General features: G+C 73.8%; 19 protein-coding genes. 14 read left to right on the forward strand and 5 right to left on the reverse strand.

The genetic code is table 11. From position 1 onward, the window contains the following. The first annotated feature begins 189 nt into the window (after window positions 1–189). Window positions 190–825: a helix-turn-helix transcriptional regulator gene (locus tag AHOG_RS21615; protein ID WP_157736975.1), complete on the forward strand. Its 636-nt coding sequence runs from the start codon at window positions 190–192 to the stop codon at window positions 823–825. Window positions 826–1,002: 177 nt separating this feature from the next. On the opposite strand, the gene AHOG_RS21620 is transcribed toward AHOG_RS21615, so the two are convergent. Beyond that, window positions 1,003–1,815, reverse strand: coding sequence for an SGNH/GDSL hydrolase family protein (locus tag AHOG_RS21620; RefSeq protein ID WP_093942979.1), 813 nt, complete (start codon window positions 1,813–1,815; stop codon window positions 1,003–1,005). 490 nt (window positions 1,816–2,305) lie between these two features. Between AHOG_RS21620 and rocD the strand changes: the two genes are divergently transcribed. Continuing rightward, window positions 2,306–3,598 carry an ornithine--oxo-acid transaminase gene (rocD, locus tag AHOG_RS21625; RefSeq protein WP_093942980.1) on the forward strand — a complete coding sequence of 431 codons (1,293 nt, stop codon included), beginning with the start codon at window positions 2,306–2,308 and terminating at the stop codon, window positions 3,596–3,598. 664 nt (window positions 3,599–4,262) lie between these two features. On the opposite strand, the gene zapE is transcribed toward rocD, so the two are convergent. Beyond that, entirely contained in the window at window positions 4,263–5,336 is a 1,074-nt protein-coding gene (gene zapE, locus AHOG_RS21635; RefSeq protein ID WP_093942982.1) for a cell division protein ZapE, read from the reverse strand. A 35-nt stretch (window positions 5,337–5,371) separates the two neighbouring features. Between zapE and AHOG_RS21640 the strand changes: the two genes are divergently transcribed. The 9 genes from AHOG_RS21640 (at window position 5,372) to AHOG_RS21680 (ending at window position 12,443) form a co-directional block, all read left to right on the forward strand. Further along, window positions 5,372–6,211 (forward strand): dihydrofolate reductase family protein, encoded by an 840-nt coding sequence (locus tag AHOG_RS21640; RefSeq protein ID WP_245856371.1) that lies wholly within the window; start codon window positions 5,372–5,374, stop codon window positions 6,209–6,211. 232 nt (window positions 6,212–6,443) lie between these two features. Further along, the gene (locus AHOG_RS21645) at window positions 6,444–6,926 is read left to right on the forward strand and encodes an Asp23/Gls24 family envelope stress response protein (RefSeq protein ID WP_093942983.1); all 483 of its coding nucleotides are present in this window, start codon (window positions 6,444–6,446) and stop codon (window positions 6,924–6,926) included. A gap of 109 nt (window positions 6,927–7,035) precedes the next feature. After that, window positions 7,036–7,353 carry a hypothetical protein gene (locus AHOG_RS21650; protein WP_093942984.1) on the forward strand — a complete coding sequence of 106 codons (318 nt, stop codon included), beginning with the start codon at window positions 7,036–7,038 and terminating at the stop codon, window positions 7,351–7,353. Window positions 7,354–7,380: 27 nt separating this feature from the next. Beyond that, window positions 7,381–7,569: a hypothetical protein gene (locus tag AHOG_RS21655; RefSeq protein WP_093942985.1), complete on the forward strand. Its 189-nt coding sequence runs from the start codon at window positions 7,381–7,383 to the stop codon at window positions 7,567–7,569. Beyond that, entirely contained in the window at window positions 7,566–8,054 is a 489-nt protein-coding gene (locus AHOG_RS21660; RefSeq protein ID WP_093942986.1) for an Asp23/Gls24 family envelope stress response protein, read from the forward strand. The genes AHOG_RS21655 and AHOG_RS21660 overlap by 4 nt, the downstream gene beginning before the upstream one ends. Window positions 8,055–8,132: 78 nt before the next feature. Next, window positions 8,133–8,669, forward strand: a complete 537-nt coding sequence (locus AHOG_RS21665; protein WP_093942987.1) for a DUF6286 domain-containing protein — start codon at window positions 8,133–8,135, stop codon at window positions 8,667–8,669. Next, on the forward strand, window positions 8,666–9,262 hold the full coding sequence (locus AHOG_RS21670) for an Asp23/Gls24 family envelope stress response protein (protein WP_093942988.1): 597 nt from the start codon (window positions 8,666–8,668) through the stop codon (window positions 9,260–9,262). The genes AHOG_RS21665 and AHOG_RS21670 overlap by 4 nt, the downstream gene beginning before the upstream one ends. A 74-nt stretch (window positions 9,263–9,336) precedes the next feature. Then, complete coding sequence (locus AHOG_RS21675; protein WP_093942989.1) at window positions 9,337–10,434, forward strand: ATP-dependent DNA ligase; 1,098 nt, start codon at window positions 9,337–9,339, stop codon at window positions 10,432–10,434. 443 nt (window positions 10,435–10,877) lie between these two features. Then, complete coding sequence (locus AHOG_RS21680; protein WP_093942990.1) at window positions 10,878–12,443, forward strand: alpha/beta hydrolase; 1,566 nt, start codon at window positions 10,878–10,880, stop codon at window positions 12,441–12,443. Window positions 12,444–13,512: 1,069 nt separating this feature from the next. Here AHOG_RS21680 and hisS read toward each other — a convergent pair. Continuing rightward, entirely contained in the window at window positions 13,513–14,793 is a 1,281-nt protein-coding gene (hisS, locus tag AHOG_RS21690; RefSeq protein ID WP_093942992.1) for a histidine--tRNA ligase, read from the reverse strand. 315 nt (window positions 14,794–15,108) lie between these two features. Then, window positions 15,109–16,137 (reverse strand): non-homologous end-joining DNA ligase, encoded by a 1,029-nt coding sequence (gene ligD / locus AHOG_RS21695; protein WP_093942993.1) that lies wholly within the window; start codon window positions 16,135–16,137, stop codon window positions 15,109–15,111. A 113-nt stretch (window positions 16,138–16,250) separates the two neighbouring features. On the opposite strand from ligD, the gene AHOG_RS21700 reads away from it, so the two are divergent. From AHOG_RS21700 to AHOG_RS28840, 3 genes are all read left to right on the forward strand, one after another. Further along, window positions 16,251–16,601 (forward strand): hypothetical protein, encoded by a 351-nt coding sequence (locus AHOG_RS21700; RefSeq protein ID WP_245856372.1) that lies wholly within the window; start codon window positions 16,251–16,253, stop codon window positions 16,599–16,601. An 89-nt stretch (window positions 16,602–16,690) separates the two neighbouring features. Next, window positions 16,691–17,116 (forward strand): peptide-methionine (R)-S-oxide reductase MsrB, encoded by a 426-nt coding sequence (gene msrB / locus AHOG_RS21705; protein ID WP_093942994.1) that lies wholly within the window; start codon window positions 16,691–16,693, stop codon window positions 17,114–17,116. Window positions 17,117–17,320: 204 nt separating this feature from the next. Beyond that, window positions 17,321–17,830, forward strand: a complete 510-nt coding sequence (locus tag AHOG_RS28840) for a hypothetical protein (RefSeq protein ID WP_157736977.1) — start codon at window positions 17,321–17,323, stop codon at window positions 17,828–17,830. Window positions 17,831–17,996: 166 nt separating this feature from the next. On the opposite strand, the gene hemQ is transcribed toward AHOG_RS28840, so the two are convergent. Further along, complete coding sequence (hemQ, locus tag AHOG_RS21715; protein WP_093942995.1) at window positions 17,997–18,689, reverse strand: hydrogen peroxide-dependent heme synthase; 693 nt, start codon at window positions 18,687–18,689, stop codon at window positions 17,997–17,999. Window position 18,690: the final 1 nt, after the last annotated feature.

Raw genomic sequence — 18,690 nt, forward strand, 5'->3', positions numbered from 1 at the left:
GCCGCCCACCGGGCCGACGGTCGAACGACGGGCCGCCGTCGGGCGCAGTCGATACCGCCGACACCAGCCGATTATTTACCGCCTGTCTTTACCGTCCGCGTCCAACACGGGTTCACACCGTGTTTCGCGGACGGGACGGGGACGACGAGTCTCCGCGCGCCGCGATGTCGATGCGGCCGGGAGGCGCGGGTGTCCGAGACTGCTGTCGTCAACACGAATGCTCCTATCACCGTGGTCATCGTCCATGACGAGCCCGCGATCGCCGCGGGTTTCGCGGCCTGGTATCAGGTGGCGAGCCCCGCGATCGCGGTGGTGGCGGCCGGTCCCGACCCGGCGATCGCCTGGAGCGGTCCGGGGCAGGGCGCCGAGGTCGTGCTGTTCGGCGTCCAACACGGGGAGCCGACGGCCCGCGCGGCCGAGGTACGTCGGCTGGCGCAGGCGGGACGACGAGTCCTGCTGCACGCGGGCAACTGGCCGTGGGCCGAGACCGACGCGGCCAGCGTGCGGTGTCTGCCCCGCCGGGTGACCAGGGGCCAGCTGGTGAGCGCGACCCGGCTGGCGGCACGGGGCGGCACCACCGCACAGCTGCCCGTGGTGGCGATCCCGACGCTCTCACCCCGTGAGGTCGACGTCCTCCGGACCTGGCTCCGCTGCCGCTCGAAGTCCTCGGTGGCCACGGAGTTGCAGCTTTCGGCCCGGACCGTCAGCTCCTATCTGGAGCGGATCAGGTTCAAGTACGAGCACGCGGGCAGGCCCGCCTCGACGAAGACCGACCTCCTCGCCAGGGCGTTGCAGGACGGGCTGATCAGTCTCGCCGAGATCTGAGGTACGCCCACCCGGCAGGCCGGCGGCGCCCGCGTCGGGGCCGCCGCCGGCCGGCAGCGTGCCGCCCGAAGGCGGTAACGGCCCAGGCCGGTCGGGTTCGCCCTCGTCGGGCTCCGATCGGCGGAGCCCGACGCAACGTCGGGAACGATCGCCGCGCCCGGCCGCGGACGGCGCGGGTCAGCCTGCCGCCAGGACGGCGGGCGAACTCGGCGCGGCGGCGGTGAAGGCGGGCAGGTAGGCCTGGGCGTGCCCGGCCGCGTTCGGGTGGAACGACTCGGTGATCGGCCAGGCGAGCGAGTTGATCCACGGCGTGCTCGCGCAGACCCCGCGACCGTCGAAGTGGGATCGCACGTCGGCGTAGACGAAGCCGGCCGCCGCGGCCCGCCCCGCGGTGACCTCGGAGAGCAGATCGGCCGTGGCGTTCAACGCCGCCCGTGCCCCTTCGGTGAGGACGCAGGCGCCGGTGGGGTGGAACAGGCGCGGGTAGCCGAGCACGACCACCGAGGAGTTCGGCGCCGCGCTTCGGATCGCCGCGTAGGTGGCGTCCAGCCTCGCGGGCAGCTCCGTCTGGATGTACTCGTTCGCCTCGGCGGCGGCGTTCTGGCAGCCGGCGGTGCCCAGGAGCGTGCAGCGGGTGATCACCTCCACGAAACCCGCGTCGTTGCCGCCGATCGAGATGCTCACCAGGTCGGTGTCGGCGGTGAGGCCGCCGAGCTGCCCGGTGACGACGTCGTCGGTCACGGCGCCGGAGCAGGCGGCGAAGGTGAAGGACGAGACGTCGTTCGCCGCCGCCCAGAGTTCGGGATACGCGCCGGGGCTCCGCAGGCAGGAGCCGCTGCCCGAGTGGTAGTCGCCTATCCCCGTTCCCGAGGCGTAGGAGTCGCCGAGTGCGACGTAGTCGACGGGGGCGGCGGGGACGGTCTCCTCGGCCGACGCCGCGGGCGCCCCGAGAGCGACGGCGATCAACGCACCGGCGACGACGCCGGTCATGCGAGCAGGACGCACGGTTACCTCCGAGTAGATACGTGAGATCACTACGTACCACGCGCCTATTCGGGGAGGAAGCAACCGCCGCCAGGTCTGACCGTCTGGACCAAGGACCACCCGGGCAGGCAGCGATCAGCCGCCGAACACACCGACAGTCGGTGACGCCGACGCGGCGATCCTCACCCGTTGAGTGGCTACCTGACAGGGGGATGTGTTGGCAATGTGAAGAGATTGGGCGTACCCGGCCCGCCTGCGGACGTCGACATCGGCGGCGACACGGCCACGCCCGTTCCCCGCGGTCCTCGACGTCGATGCCGCCTGCTCCGCCGGGCCGCATCCGACGGATCACCGGTCCCCGCCGGAGACGATCTCCGGCGCGCACCCCGCGTGCACAACAAGACGCCGCCAGGACGGCGGACTACGCAACGGACCGCGCACCGCACGCGGCGTTCGCGCACTGATATTCGGCCGTCCGGCCTCTAGCCTGAGGCCCATGACGGCCACCACTCAGAACGCGGCGCCCGGTCCGGCCGGGACCGAATCGACCGAGAGGCACTCCGCGGCAGGCGGCACCGGCCGGACGGGACTCGCCGCCGCCGAGCTCATCGCCCTCGACGAGCAGTGGAGCACGCACAACTATCACCCGCTGCCGGTGGTCATCGCCGAGGCGCAGGGCGCCTGGGTCACCGACGTCCACGGCAGGCGTCACCTCGATCTGCTGGCCGGCTACTCGGCGCTGAACTTCGGCCACCGACACCCCGACCTGGTCGCCGCGGCGGTCGAGCAGCTCGGGCGGGTCACGCTCACCAGCCGCGCGTTCCACCATGATCAGCTGGGGTTGTTCTGCCGGGAGCTGGCCGAACTCACCGAGACCGAGCTGGTCCTGCCGATGAACTCCGGTGCCGAGGCCGTCGAGTCCGCCGTCAAGGTCGCCCGCAAGTGGGCGTATCAGGTCAAGGGCGTGCCGGACGACCGCGCCGAGATCATCGTCGCGGGCTCGAACTTCCACGGCCGCACCACCACCATCGTCTCCTTCTCCACCGATCCGACGGCCCGCGCCGACTTCGGCCCGTTCACCCCCGGCTTCACCGTGGTCGAGTACGGCTCGACGCAGGCCGTGGCCGAGGCGATCACCGAGCACACCGCCGCGGTGCTCGTGGAGCCGATCCAGGGCGAGGCGGGCGTGATCGTGCCCCCGGCGGGATATCTGGCCGGGCTACGCAGGCTCTGCGACGACAACGGCGTCCTGCTGATCGCCGACGAGATCCAGTCCGGGCTCGCCCGGACCGGAGACCTGCTCGCCAGCGCCGCCGACGGGGTGCGCGCCGACCTCTACACCCTGGGCAAGGCGCTCGGCGGCGGGATCGTGCCGGTGTCCGCCGTGGTCGGGCGCCGAGACGTCCTCGGCGTGCTGCGACCGGGCGAACACGGGTCCACCTTCGGCGGCAACCCGCTGGCCTGCGCCGTCGGCCGGGCCGTCGTCCGCCTGCTGTCCACCGGCGAATACCAGCAGCGGTCCCGCGAGCTGGGCGCGCACCTGCACCGGCGGCTCGGCGAGCTCGTCGGGCACGGAGTCGACGCCGTGCGCGGTCGCGGCCTGTGGGCCGGGGTGGAGATCGCCCCGGAGGGCCCGACGGGGCGGGAGGCGACGGCGGCGCTGCTGGAGCGCGGGGTGCTGTGCAAGGAGACCCAGGACACGACCCTGCGCATCGCGCCGCCGCTGGTCATCACCGAGTCCGAGCTGGACCACGGCGTCGACGCCGTCGGCGAGGTGCTGTCCCGCTGATGCGCGAGCGGGCGGCCGATGCTCGAGTGGACGCGCCGACCCGTCCCCGGCTGCCCGGACACGGCAGTCGGGGACGGGCTGGGACGGGCCACCGGAACCTCGTCCGCTCGGTCGCCAGGCGGACCGCCACCGATCCCGTCCGGGGACGACGCCGATCGAGACCCGCGGGGCGAACCGTGCAGGTCTCGCCCTCGGTGGACCTCGTCGAGGAGGGGCGTCGGTCGCACTCCCGGCGCCCGCCGCCGCGAATGCGGGTGCCTGCGGCCCGCGACGCGATCGTCGAGATCGCCGCGCATCCCGTCGGCGTCGCAGAACGGCCGAGCCGCACGCGAGGTCGTCGGGCCGCCGGTCGGCGCCCGCTGGATGCGCGAGATGCCCGCCCATGACACCCGCGACGACCTCGCCTGGTCGGAGGGCGCTCGGATGGCGTCGGCGGTGTTCGCGGGTCGGTTCGGCGCCGCCGCAACGCGGCCAGGGTGATCTTCGGTCTCGACGGCGCCCCGGTGGCCGCCTTCGCCCTGTTCTCGCGCGGAGTGCGCGATGCGGACGACTTCGGCGCGACACACCCTGTGGTGCGGGCTCGGGCGGTGATGGGACGGGCGTTCCTGAACTCCGTCACCGGGGCCGCCGGCCGTAGGACACCCGGCCGCCGGTCGCGGGCCGGTCAGGCGGGCCTGGTCCGACCTGCCCGGGCGGCGCGGACGCCGTCCTGCTCGGGCTCGGCCGAGCCCCGCGACAGCGCGATCAACCTGCTGACGGCCCGCAGATACTTCTTGCGATAGCCGCCGCGCAGCATCTCCTCGGTGAACAGCTCCGAGACCGGCGCACCGGAGACCACCACCGGCACCGCACGGTCGTAGAGCCGGTCGGCGAAGGACACCAGCCGCAGCGCCACGTCCTGACCGCCTGCCGGACGCACGCCGCGCAGGTGGACGACGCTCACGTCGTCGACCAGCCTGCCGTAGCGCGACGGGTGCAGGGTCCCGAGATGCGTGCACAGCGCGTCGAAGTCGTCGATGGTGGCCCCGGCCACGGCGTCCGCCCTGGCCGCCAGTTCGGCGTCGGACACCGGCGGCGGGGCGTCGGGCAGACCCCGATGTCGATAGTCGGCACCGTCGACCCGCACGATCTCGAAGCGCTCGGCCATGGCGTGGATCTCTCGCAGGAAGTCGCCCGCGGCGAAGCGTCCCTCGCCCAGCCGGTCCGGCAGCGTGTTGGACGTCGCCGCCACGCAGACCCCCGCCGAGGTGAGCTCGGCGATCAGGCGGGTGACCAGCATCGTGTCGCCGGGGTCGTCCAGCTCGAACTCGTCGATCGCGAGCAGGCTGTAGCCCGACAGCCTGCGCACCGTCTCGCCGAAGCCGAGCGCGCCTACCAGGTGCGTCAGCTCCACGAACGTGCCGAAGGCCCTCGGTTCGGGCACCTCGTGCCAGACGGCCGCGAGCAGATGCGTCTTGCCGACGCCGAAACCGCCGTCCAGATAGAGTCCTGGCCTGCCCGTCGCCTGCCTGCCCGCGCCGGTCAGCGTCTGCCACCACGATCGACGGGCCCGGCCCGCGCCGACGCGGCGGGCGAACTCGCGACAGGCCGTCAGCGCCGCGGCCTGGCTCGGCTGCGCCGGGTCGGGCAGGTAGGTGTCGAAACGCACGCCGTCGAATCTCGGCGGCGGGCACATCGCCGCCACCAGCTCGTCCGGCCCGACCTCTGGACGACGGTCGGTCAGGTGGGTGGCGGACATGCCCTTGAGCCTAAACCTCGCCCCGGGATGGAAACGTGCAGAGCCTCTTCCTCGCCTCGACCGAGACCGGCGCCACAGTCGCCGCCGACGCCGCCGAACGGCCGGTGCCGGGCCTGCTGCTGTCGGAACCGGAGATCGAGAACGTCTACGCCTACCCGGAGCCCCTGGACCGGCCGTGGCTGCGCGTCAACTTCGTCACGAGTCTCGACGGCGCCGCCAGCGCGGTCGACGGCCGCTCCCGGTCGCTCTCCAGCCCCGCCGACCGTCGGATGCTGTCGATGCTCCGCGATCTGTCGGACGTGATCCTGGTGGGCGCGGGCACCGCCGTCGCCGAGGGGTATCGGGCGGTCCGACCGCGGGAGAGCCGGGCGGAGCGACGCGCCAGGCTGCGGCTCGCCGTGCTGCCCTCGATCGCCGTCGTCACGGGCACGGCGGACCTGGACCCGGCGAGCGGCCTCTTCGCCGATGCCTCGGCCGACGCGCCGACGATCGTCTTCACCGTCGAGTCCGCGCCGACGGACCGACGCCGGGCCCTCGCCGACGCGGGCGCCGACGTGGTGATCGTCGGAGACGGCGCCGTCGAGCCCAGCGCCCTGATCGCGGAGCTGGACCACCGGGGACTGCGTCGCGTCTGCTGCGAGGGCGGGCCTCGGCTGTTCGGCTCGCTGATCGCCGCCGACGTCGTGGACGAACTGTGCCTGACCGTCGCGCCGCTGCTGGAGGGCGGTGCGGCCCCTCGGCTCGCCGCCGCGGCGCCGCCCGTCGCGGCACCCGTCGGCATGACGCTGCGCTCGGTGCTGCTCGCCGACGGCCAGCTCTTCCTCCGGCACGCCAGGGCATCCGCCCGCCCCGGCTCCTCGGTTCAACGGGCCTGACTGACGCGGCGCGGCCGACGACCCGCCGTCGGGCGCCGGTCCGCCGCCGCCCGGCCCCATCGGTCGGGTGAGCCCCAGACCATCCGATCGGGTCGCGTCGGGTAGGTCTCGCGCCGCACGGGCACCACCGGTCGGACGGACCACGCGCGCCCGGCCCCGCGGCGCCGCCCGGTGTCGACCGGCCGCGGCGAACCGAGGACGGGCGCGGTCGGGCGACGAAGGGACCAGCGCCATGGCGACCACCAGCGGGGTGACTCGCAACGACGAACCGAGCACCATCGACGTGAGCCTGCTGTCCGGGCCCGCGCATGCCTGGGCGGCGGGCGAGCAGCAGTCGGGCAAGACCAGCATCTCCCCCGCCGTGGTGCAGAAGGTGGCAGGCATCGCGGCCAGGGAGATCTCCGGCGTGGCCGCGATGGGAGGCGGCGTCTCCCGCGCGTTCGGCGCCCTGCGCGAGCGGATTCCGGGCGGCGGCACCTCCGCCACCGCGGGCGTGCAGGTCGAGGTCGGCGAACGACAGGCCGCCGTCGACCTGGACATCATCGTCGAGTACGGCATGTCGATCGCCGAGCTGGCCAGGGCGGTGCGCCGCAACGTCGTGACCGCCGTCGAGCGGATGACCGGGCTCGACGTGATCGAGGTCAACATCGCGGTGAACGACATCCGGCTCCCCGAGGAGGAGAGGCCGGAGCCCGCCTCTCCCCGCGTCGAATGACCGGCTCGGTCGCCGGGCCGCCCGCCCCGGCGGCACCGGCGCGGGCCCGCCGTCGCGGGCGTCGAACGGCACGCGGGGCGTCGAGAGGGCGCGGCGATCGGATCCTCCGATGACCGCCCGGCGACCCGCCGCCGCCGAGCGCGCGGCGCTGCGGGCGTTCGTCCGCGAGCACCATCCCGACCTCGGCGGCGACCCAGACCGGTTCGCCGCGGGTCTGCGGGATCTCCAGGAGGCCCGTCGCCGTGCCGAGCTGGGCCTGGATCGTCCCGGCAGGCATCGGGCCGACGCCGCGGGCGGCCCGTCTCGGCGGGCCGACCGTTTCGACGGCCCGATCGTCGGCCGCCGCCCCGACACCGCCGTCCGCAGACTGCTGCATCGGCTCCGCCGATGGGCGAGCAGGCGACGACGGCCCGCCCGATTCCGCTGAACCCGGTCCCGCCGACAGGAGGCCTCCATGACCACCACCCACACCGGACTGATCGCCGGACTCGTCCTCGGCCTGGCAGGCGCCCTCGGCGGCTTCTCGGCCTTTCTGATCTGCCTGGTCGTCGGGGGCGTCGGATTCTTCGCGGGACGCGCCCTCGACGGCGAGCTGGACCTCGGCGAGCTCCTCGGCAGGGGAGATCGAAGCGAGGAGCGATGAGCACCGTCGCCGGTCGAGACGACGGCCGTCCGGTCCCGCCGCCGGTGCACCGAGAAGCCCGTCCCGACGGCGTGGCGCCGGTCGAACCCGACGACCGGGGCTCGCTCACGATCGCACCGGCCGTCTACTGCAAGCTGATCCGGCGTGTCGCCCACGAGTTCCCCGAGGTCCTGTCCGACCGCCGCGGCGGCCGAGGCGTGCGGGTGCGGCGTCACGACGGGGCGGCGGGCCCGCGTCGCCGACGCCGGTGGGTCCGAGGCCGACGGCGGCACGGTTCGGCACCGGACCGGTTCGCCGGCCCGGCCGACGGGGTGCGCGTGCGGCTGGCCGTGGCGCTGCGCTATCCGTGCGGGGTCCGCGAGGTCGCGGGGCGCATCCGCGACCGGGTGATCGCCGAGGTCGATCGGGTCACCGGGACCCCCGTGCGGGCGCTCGACATCGTCGTCGACGGCCTCCGTGCCGACGCCGGTCCGTCACCGCGCTGACCCGCTCCCGCCGCCTCGCGACGCCCGATCCCCCCGCGCGCACCATCCGACGATCCGACACACCGGGAGGCCACGTCGATGCGACTGCTGGTGCGGCTGCTCGCCACGCTCGTCGGCCTGGGGGCCGCGGTCGCGGGGGTGCTGCTCGTCGTCGAGGTGAGCCGGTCCTGGCTGCGTCCGGGCGGCGCGCCGCTGATCGTGCCGTGGCGTGCCTGGCTCGAGCACGGCTCCCGACTCGGCTGGGCGGATCGGGAGGTGCTGGCCGGTTCGCTGTTGACCATCGCGTCGGGCCTGCTGCTGTGCACGGCGGCGTCCGCGGCCCGCAGACGGGTCCTCCCGTTGGCGGACCTGCGACCCGAGGTGTCGGTCACCACGTCCGGTCGATCGGTGGCCCGACTCGTGGACCGTCGCCTCCGCGCCGAGGAGGACGTCGTGGACGTCGCCGTGCGGGCCGATCGACGCCGGGTCCGGGTGCGTGTCGTCGGAGCGGACGGGATGCCGGACGAACTACGCACCCGGCTCCTCGGCCTGACCCGACGGCTGGTGGCGGACCTGCCGCTGCGAGAACAGCCGAGGATCTCGCTGGACATGCGACGCGGGCGGACGATCCGATGAGTCGTCGACGCCGTCCGATCGACGTCCGGTCGATGGCCTGGGCCCGCGCCGTCGTCTGGAGCGCGGGTCTGCTGGCCGTCGTGATCGGGCTCGTGGCGTCGCTGACGGGCAGCGGTCTGTTCGGCGTCTTCCGGGGGCGACGGCCGCTGGCCGACCCGCTGGCGCTGGACTGGCTCGGGACGCACGCGGCGGGCGCGGGCGCGGCGGCGATACTGACCGGGCTGCTGCTGACGGCGGCGGGGCTCGGCGCGGTCCTCCTCGTGCTGCGTCCCGAGCACCGCGTCGACCTGGTGTTCGCCGACGGCGGGACGAGCCTGCTCGTCGTCACGGCCTCGGCCGTCGCCGAGGCCGTCCGCGCCGACGCCGAGGCGACTCCCGGAGTGGCGCGGGCACGCGTGGCCGTCGTCGGGAGCGTCCGCAGGCCCCGGCTGCGGGTGACGCTGTCGCTGCGCGAGGGCGGCGATCTTCCGACGATCTGGGCCGATCTCGATCAGCGGGTCCTCGAGCGTGCTCGCCGATCGTTGGGCGTGGCCGTCCTCCCGGCGACCGTCCATCTGGATCTCGACGCGGTCCCGGCCGTGCGCGTGTCCTGACCAGCCAGAACCCGACCCGGTGCCGGGCGTCGCGTCGAGATGCCGGGCGACGGCCGCCGGGAGACCATGTCGGGATGGCACTGCCGTTGAAGTCGCCGATCGAGCCGATGCTGGCGAGCACCGCCGCCGAACTGCCCGCCGGGGACTGGTTGTTCGAGCCCAAGTGGGACGGCTTCCGCTGCGTGGTCTTCCGGGACGGCGACGAGATCATCCTGCAGTCACGCACCGGCCGGCCGCTGAACCGCTACTTTCCCGAAGTGGTGCGGCGGCTCGCCGAGGTCCTGCCCGAGCAGATCGTCCTCGACGGCGAACTGGTGGTGGCCCGGGGCGGCAGGCTCGACTTCGACGCGCTCGGCGAACGCATCCATCCGGCCGACAGCAGGGTCCGCATGCTCGCCGAGGCGACGCCCGCCGAGTTCCTGGCCTTCGACCTGCTGGCCCTCGGCTCCCGCGATCTGCTCGGCGCTCCCCTGCACGAACGCCGCGAGCTGCTGATCGAGCTCGGGTCGACGGGCCAGGCCGCCCGGCTGCGCGTCACCCCCGCGACGACCGACCCGGACACGGCCATGACCTGGTTCGATCTGTTCGAGGGCGCCGGACTGGACGGGATCGTCTGCAAGCTGCTGGACGGCGCCTACACTCCCGGACGCCGCACCATGATCAAACTCAAGCACGAGCGCACGGCCGACTGCGTGGTGGCCGGGCTGCGCTGGCACGCCAAGACCGAGCCCGGCACCTCGGTGGGCTCGCTGCTGCTCGGACTGTACGACGAGCGGCGGACCCTGCATCACGTCGGCGTCGTGGGCGCCTTCACCGCCGCCGTCCGCCGTTCGCTGGCGGACGACCTCGCGGACCTGCGGGTGACGGACGCCGACGAACATCCCTGGCTCGGCGACCGCCCCGTCGACGGGCAGCGACTGCCCGGAGGCGAGAGCCGATGGCGTAAGGCGAACACCGACTGGGTCGCGCTGCGGCCGGAACGGGTGGTGGAGGTCGCCTACGACCACACCGAGGGCGCCCAGCCCGCCCGATTCCGCCACACCGCCCGGTTTCGCCGGTGGCGCCCCGACCGCGATCCCGCGTCGTGCCGATACGACCAGCTCGACGAACCGGTCCGCTACGACCTGGCCGCCGTGCTCGCGGGCGAGGTCCGCCCACAGGCATCTCGCTGATCACGCCGCGCGCCGGGCGAGGGCCGCGGACCGCCGTGCGACGGACGTCGTCCCACGCACGCCACGCGCCGCCGCCCCGACGGGCGATCCCGCGCTCCGCGGCCATCCGAGGGACCGCCCGCGACCGGCCCGGCGTCGCCCGCCGATCGCGTCGCGCCCGGCTCGTTATGCGCGCCTCACGGGCAGACGGGCACCCTGACTGCGTAGCCTGAGTCGCGCGTCCGCACCCGCCGACCCGAGGCCGGGGGCGTCGACGAACGTCGACCAGCCGGACGTCGGGACGGCCGCCGAGGGCGGGCCGGTCAGCGAGGGCGGGCCGGTCAGCGAGTGGGGTCCGGCCGACCCGCCGACTCCGGACGGCAGGCGGGTCTCAAGCCGACCGCACCTCGCCGACGTCGCCCGAGTCCCGGACCCGACGACCGCTTCGAGAGCAAGGAGACACCGTGCCGCGCATCGAACGGACGGTCACGGTGCTGTGCGCCGCGCTCGCCGTGCTGCTCACCGCCGCCTGCACGGTAGGCGGCTCGGAGCGTCCGCCGGTGCCGCTGTTGATCGACGGGCCGACGGAGGCACCCGGCGACGACGGCAGCGACGCCGAGGTGCCGGTTCCCGACCTGGAGACTCCGTCGGGGATGCTCGCGTGGTCCGACTGCACGGCCGCGACCGCCGACCGGCTCGGCGATGCCGCGGACGGCTCGGCGGAATACCAGTGCGCGCAGCTGGTCGCGCCGCTGGAGGCGCCGGGGATGCCCGGCTTCGGCTCGACCCCGCTGAACCTGCTGCGGGTCGGCAGCGGCCCGACGCCACTGGTCGTGGTCGACGACGCCGCGGGCCTGCCCGGCACGCTGTACGCGGCCCGGCTGGCCCGGAGTCTGTCCCCGGAGACGCTGGAGACCTTCTCGCTCATCGGCGTGGACCGGCGCGGCACCGGGACGTCCTTCGACACGAGCTGCGTCCGTCCGCAGGACCGGGAGACGGTGCTGTCCTACGACCCCACGGCGGCCACCGCCGAGGAGCTGCGCGGCCTTCAGACGGCCACCGAGAGCGCGGCCAAGGAGTGCACCCTCATCCTCGACCAGCTGACCAGGGCCTTCGACGGTCATCGCACGGCGGGCGATCTGGAGCAGCTGCGCGGCGAGCTGGGGCTGGAGCGGCTGAACGCCATCGGCCGAGGCGAGGGGGCGCAGGCGCTGACCACCTACGCCGCGCGGTTCCCCGAGTCGGTGGGCCGGCTGGTGCTCGACGGGGTGCCCGACCCGAACCTGGACGCCGTCGGCCTCGCCGAGGAGCAGGCCCGCGCCGCGGAGTCCACCCTGGACGCCTTCTTGAGCGACTGCGCGTCGGGTCCGGAGTGTCCGCTCGGCTCCGACCCCCGGCAGGCCCTCGACACGCTGTTCGCGGACCTCGCCGTCCAGCCGCTGCCCACCGAGCGCGCGCCGCTGACCCACGGTCTGGCCACCTCCGCGATCCTGCTCGGACTCGCCGACCGGGCGGGCTGGTCCGATCTGGCCGACCGCGTCGCGAGTGCGATCGACGGGCAGGGACAGGCGTTGGCGGCGCTGGTCGAGCCGTTGTTGACCTCGTCCGGTGTCGACCAGCCCCGATTCGAGGCGATGATGATCAACGGCTGCAACGACACCCGCGACCGCATCCCGCCGAACCGGGTCGCCGAGCTGGCCGAGGAGTGGGCTCAACGGCATCCCTACTTCGGCGGGCAGGCGGCACAGCGCCTGATGCTGTGCAGCTCGTGGCCCATCCCCACCGAGGAGCCCGCCGCGCCCGAGGTCGGCGGGCTGCCGCCGACCATGGTGATCGCGACGGCGCTGGATCCGGTGACGCCGGGCCTCGGCACCGCCAAGGCCGCCGAGGCGCTGCCGGGCGCCGTGCTGGTGGACTGGCAGGGGGCCGGGCACGGTGCGGTGGGCACCTCCACCTGTGCCACCGGCGTCGCCGAGGACTTCCTGGTGCACGGCGAGGTACCCGAGGACACGGTGGTCTGTCCGCCGTGACACCGGGGGCGCCGGCCCTGGCTCGGCGATCGTGAGGCCACCGGGAGAGCGTGGTGCGGGCTCGCGCCGGTCACCGCCGCGCCCCCGCGTCGAGGGCGACGCGCCCCTCGGTGCGACGGGCCGATCCGCCCGTTCGGAGGCGAAGTGCTCGGGGCTCGGCGAGCAGCCGCCTTCGACGTCGCGTCGATCGCGCGGCGGGCGAGTGTGGGAGGGGGCGGCGGCAGGCGGCGAGTCATCGGCCGAGCAGGCGGTGGGCACGGGGATCCGCCGCGCCCGCCGCCGCGACTCGACCGTTCCGACCGCGGTCCTCGCCGTCGGACACGAGCTGACCGTCCGGTCAGCAGCCCTTGCAGCAGCCGCAGCCGGGCCCGGTGCATCCGGAACAGCAACCGCATCCGTCGAGACCGGGCGGCTGAGCTCGAACACTCTCCATGGTGACCTCCTACAGAACGCCGTGTGCCGACGCCTGTCGATGCTGCTGCACGCGGCGAACACCCCGGCACCACCGCCAGATTGAAGTGCCGGCACGACGGAGTCGCCGAACCCGACACACACCGTGACATCACCCCGCGCCCGACGTCTCACCATCTGGACGTCGCGTCACTCCGCGAGACGAGCCGCGACTCCGGACACCGCCGATGACGTGCGTCTTCGTCGGCGTGATCGTCCCCCCGGACATCCCGGCTCGGTTCGATCAGCGTATGCGTATGAGTGAATGGACGACGGTCCCGGTCACCCAGCGCGCAGGACCGGACCGCCGCGACGCGGGCTGGCGAGGCCACACCGCCGGGCAGGCGACGGGCACCGCCGCGCGGCCCGTCGAGCAGCCTGCGACGGCGGGCCCGGCGATGTCGGACACGGCGATGTCGGACACGACGGCGCGCACGGCCCCGCTCGGCGACGGGCACCGGCAGGCGCGGGCGCGCGGCAGGCCCCCGCCGGAGAACACCGGTGCCGCGGCGCCGACGGCCGACCGCCGCGACATCGCCACCCGGCGCCGCCGCGACCGGCCGTGCGCTCGTCCCGCCCGGGCCGACGCGTCACACGGGCCGACGACCCGCCGCCGGTGTCACCGCTCGCCGAGCGGTCGCTCCGCCCACGGCGCCGCCGAGTCCCGACGGGTGCCGAGGTGCACGAAGGAGGTGAACCCCCAGTCGGTGAGCCGGTCGAGCTGAGCGCCGAACTTGCCGCGCCTGCGCACCGGAGCCGCGGGCCGACCGGCCGACCGCAGTTCCCGTGCGACGGCCAGCACCTCGGCCGCGGGGACGTCGGTCTCGTACAGCACCGCCACCTGTTCGCCGCGTCGCGTCCCGCCGAGCAGGTCCACGATGCGCTCGAAACCGATGGAGAAGCCGCAGGCGGGCACCTCACGACCGAGCGACCGGCCGATCAGGCGGTCGTAACGCCCGCCGCCCGCCACCGACGAGGAGCTGTCGGGGTGGACGATCTCGAACACCTGACCGGTGTAGTACCCCATCCCCCGGACCAGCGTCGGGTCGAACTCCCAGGTCGAGCCCGACGACTCGGCGAGCGGTGCCAGGCCGGCGATGGTGGAGCCGAGGTCGGTCAGGACCTGCTCGTCCAGCGACGGCAGCGCGTCGGCCAAGGTGTCCACCACGTCGTCGATCGCGACGGACCGCAGGCGCTCGATCTGCGTGCGCACCATCGTGACCGCCTCGGCGGCCAGCCCGCGTGACTCCACCAGTTCGGCGGAGACGCCGTCCCAGCCGATCTTGTCCAGCTTGTCCAGAGTGATGAAGAAGCCGTCCCAGGCCTGTTCGGGCAGCCCGACGTGTTCGGCCACGGCGGCCAGCAGCCTGCGGTCGGAGATGCGGACCGTAGTCCCCGTCAGGCCGATCGCGTCCAGCGCCGCGACGGTCGCCTCGATCAGCTCGATCTCGGCGAGCACGCTCTCCTCGCCGATGATGTCGATGTCGCACTGGTAGAACTGCCGATACCGACCCTTCTGCGGTCGTTCCGCCCGCCACACCGGCCCGAACTGGAACGATCGGAACGGCAGTGGCAGCTGCGCGTGGTGCGCGCCGTAGAAGCGCGTCAACGGGACGGTCAGGTCGTAGCGCAGGCCCAGATCCACCAGGTCGGCCAGCCCGACGCCCTCCGCGAGCGGCTCGGTGAGTCCGCGCCGCAGCACCCGGTAGATCAGCTTCTCGTTCTCGCCGCCCTGGCCGCCGGTGAGCCTGCCGATGTCCTCCAGCGCGGGCGTCTCGATGCGGTGATAGCCGTGATGCCGGTAGACCTCCGTGATGGCCGCCAGCACATGATCGCGGTCGGCGACGGCGGCGGGAAGCAGATCACGGGTGCCCCTGGGGGGGCTGTTGTCAGATTTCACCGAACATCCTTGCGCTGTCGAACCAGGGCATGATCCCGCCCGAGAAGCCGGACGGGCACCGGGCGCAATCCTAAGCCCCGGCCTCAAGCCCCCGGGGCGGTGAGCGTCGGCGAACGACCACCACACGGCCGATCATCACGAGATCACCACGGGACCGATCGTCACGCCTGCCGACGTCGACCGGACGACGCACGAAGGCGGCGCGGGCGGACGTGGTCCGGACGGCGGCCGTGGCGGTCGGCGGAGCCCCGGCGATCAGCGCAACCGGGCGGCCGGCGGAGCCAAGCCGGCCCCTCCGTGAGCCCGCGTGTCTCGTCAGCTCGTCGGCCTGCGGCGTTCCCGGCTGGGCTGCACCCTGGGCGGCTCCCCCGGCATCTTGGGGTGGTCGGGCGGATAGGGCAGATCGCCCAGTCCGTGGTCGCGCGCATCGCGCGCCGCCCACTCCAACAGGGGCTCGATCGACTGCGGGTCGTCGTCGATGCCCGCGTGCGCGTCGCCGTGCTCGGCCAGCCAGTCCGGCACGGTGCGCAGGGTGAAGTCGTCCGGTTCCACCGATTCCAGCTGCTCCCAGCGCAGCGGGGTGGAGACGGTGGCCCTCGGGGTGCCCCGCACCGACCAGGCCGAGGCGATCGTGCGGTCCCGTGCCGTCTGGTTGAAGTCCAGGAACACGCGGCGGCCGCGCTCCTCCTTCCACCAGGAGACGGTGGCCAACTCCGGAATCCGCCGGGCGACCTCCCGCGCCAACGCGATCACCGCGCGGCGGACCCCGACGAAGTCGTGCTCGGGGCGGATGCGGACCAGCACGTGGATGCCTCGGCCGCCGGAGGTCTTGGGATGGCCGACGATGCCCGCGTCGCCGAGCACCTCCGCCAGCACCAACGCCACCCGGACGGCGTCGTCGAAGGTGGTCCCCGGCTGCGGGTCGAGGTCGATGCGCAACTCGTCCGGGCGATCCACGTCGGCGCGGCGGACCGGCCAGGGATGGAAGTCGAAGGTGCCGAGGTTGGCGGCCCAGGCGAGCACGGCGGGCTCGGTCGGACACACCTCCACGGCGGTGCGCCCCGACGGGAACGTGATCCGCACTCCCTCCACCCAGCTCGGCGCGCCCTTCGGCACGCGCTTGGCGTAGAAGGGCTCGCCGTCCACCCCGTCCGGGAACCGTTTGAGGGTGGTCGGCCGATGCAGCAGGGCGGTCAGCAGCGGCTCCGCGACCGTCAGGTAGTACTCGACCAGCTCGCGCTTGGTGATCCCCGGCTGGGGGAAGTACACCTTGTCGGGGTTGGTCACCCGGACACGTCGGTCCCCGTGCGGCCCGGGGACGGCGATCTCGACGGCATCGGCCATCGGGCCAGCGTAAGCGCGGTGCGCCCGCCTCGCGCCCGGAGCGACGCGACCGTCTCGTACCCCGGCCCGGTGCACTGCCGAGCGGGTCGCGACGGAACCGCTACCGTGGAGTCATGGGTGAGAGCAGTCGGCCGAGGGACTCCGACGACGGCGGTCACCGCGAGCTGGGCGCGGGCGGCCCGACGGCGCCCTCGGATCGCTTCACGGAGGACCTGATCGGCCTCGACCCGCACGATCCGGAGGCCAAGGCCTTCGCGGCGCATCTCGACCGGATGGAACGCGACCGGCCGAGCATGACCATCGAGGGCTCGCTGGCGGCGCTGCGGGAGTTCACCGACTCGGCGAACCGGGTCGGCGGCGGCCGACGGCTGGTGGCCGTGGTCGTGGTGACGCTGATCCTGACCGCGTTCGTCCTGCTCGTCTGGCACATCCTGGTGCTCGCCGCCACCGTCTTCCTCGGGTGAACCAGGCGGGACGTCGAGGCGGCACGGGGTGATGACCACCGCAGTCGCCGGACGCGCCGAGGTCGGCCCGGCAGGACTATTTTGAGGGCATGGAACCAGTCCGGGGTGCCACACCCAAGGTCGTGAAGTCCGACGAGGAATGGCGGGAGGAGCTCACGCCGGTCGAGTACCGGGTCCTGCGGCAGGCGGGCACCGAGCCCGCTTGGACGGGCGAGTACACCGAGACCAAGACCAAGGGCGTCTATCTCTGTCGTGCCTGCGGCGCGGAGCTGTTCCGCAGCGACACGAAGTTCGAGTCCAACTGCGGCTGGCCGTCCTTCTACACGCCCTCCGACGCCGACCACGTGATCCTGCGGGAGGACCTCAGCCACGGGGCCCGCCGCACCGAGGTGCTGTGCGCGAGCTGCCACAGCCATCTGGGCCACGTCTTCGAGGGCGAGGGCTACCAGACGCCCACCGACCAGCGGTGGTGCATCAACTCGGTCTCCCTGCGGCTGGCGCCCGAGGGCCGGTAGCCCTCCTGGACGGGCGCGCCGCCGCCGGACCGGGGCGCGCGCCCGACCGAGGCGCCGCACCGTTCGCACCGCCGAGCCTCGACCGCCGAGCCTCGGTCGCCGACCGCCGAGCCCGGCCGCCGCACGACCGCGGCGGCTCCGGTTCGATGCAACGGATCGCGACGACGGCTCCGTCTGCACGTCATGAGGAGATCATCGCGGTCGATGCTCGTCGCGTTCGGCCTGGTCGTCCTGGCGGGCTGCGGCACCCAGGGCGCGGGCGTCGGGGTGGAGTGCACGGCGATCGGTGCCCGCACCGGCCTCGGGCTGGACGTCGCCGCAGGCCTCGCGCCCGACGTCGCCGAGGCGCGGGTCCTGCTCTGCCAGGACGACGAGTGCACGGAGACCGACATGCCCGCCGACTGCGGCGACGACTGCGGGATGGATTCGCTGCGACCCGGCAGCGACACGGTCGATCAGGGCTGCGTGGACGGCGTCTGCTCCGCCTCCTCGGTCCCCGACGGGACGCTGCACGGCTTCGTCGACCTGCCCGAACTGGCCGCGGGCCCCGCCGAGGTCTCCGTGACCCTCGTGGACCGGGCGGGCGCCGAGATCCTGGCCGAGACGATCAGCCTGACGGTCGAGGACGTCTACCCCAACGGCCCGGAGTGCGGCGCGGGTGGTGTCGCCGCCGCCGTCCGCGTCACCGACGACCACACCCTCGTGGAGGCCTGAGCGACGCCCCGGCTCGCCCGACACGGGCAGGCGGGGCGCCGCCCGAGGACTCCGGAGCGCGCCCGTCGGGCCGCCGCGTCCCGCCCGCGCGGCCCGCGCACGAAGTCCGGCCGGACCGCAGGGCAACCGAACCGCAGCGCAGCCGGGGCCGCAGGGCAGCCGAGCCTCAGGGCAGCCGGTCGACCAGCTCGCCGACGGACACCCGGACGCCGGTGTAGAACGGCAGCTCCTCGCGGACGTGCCGCCGGGCCTCGGTGGCCCGCAGCTCGCGCATCAGGTCGACGATGCGGTGCAGCTCGGCCGCCTCGAACGCCAGCAGCCACTCGTAGTCGCCGAGCGCGAACGAGGCCACCGTGTTCGCCCGGACGTCGGGGAACGGCCGCGCGGCCTTGCCGTGGTCGGCGAGCATCGTGCGCCGCTCGTCCTCCGGCAGCAGATACCAGTCGTAGGACCGCACGAAGGGATACACGCAGAGGTACTTCTGCGGCTCCTCCCCGGCGAGGAACGCGGGGATGTGCGACCGGTTGAACTCGGCGGGGCGGTGCAGCCCGACGCTGCTCCACACCGGTTCGCAGGCCTGCCCCAGCACGATGCGCCGCAGACCGGTGTAGGCGGCCTGCAGGGCCTCGACCTCCTCGGCGTGCCACCAGATCATGAAGTCGGCGTCGGCCCGCATCCCGGAGACGTCGTAGACGCCGCGGACGGTGACGCCCTTCGCCTCGAGCCCGGCGAGGTACCGCTCCGCCTCCCGCGCCGCCTCGGCCCGATCGACGGGCAGCGCGCCCTGCTCGATGCGGAAGACGGACCACATGGTGTATCGGATGGACGAGTTGATCTCAGCCGCGTTCACGCCAGACATG

Source organism: Actinoalloteichus hoggarensis, assembly GCF_002234535.1.
GTDB lineage: Bacteria > Actinomycetota > Actinomycetes > Mycobacteriales > Pseudonocardiaceae > Actinoalloteichus_A > Actinoalloteichus_A hoggarensis.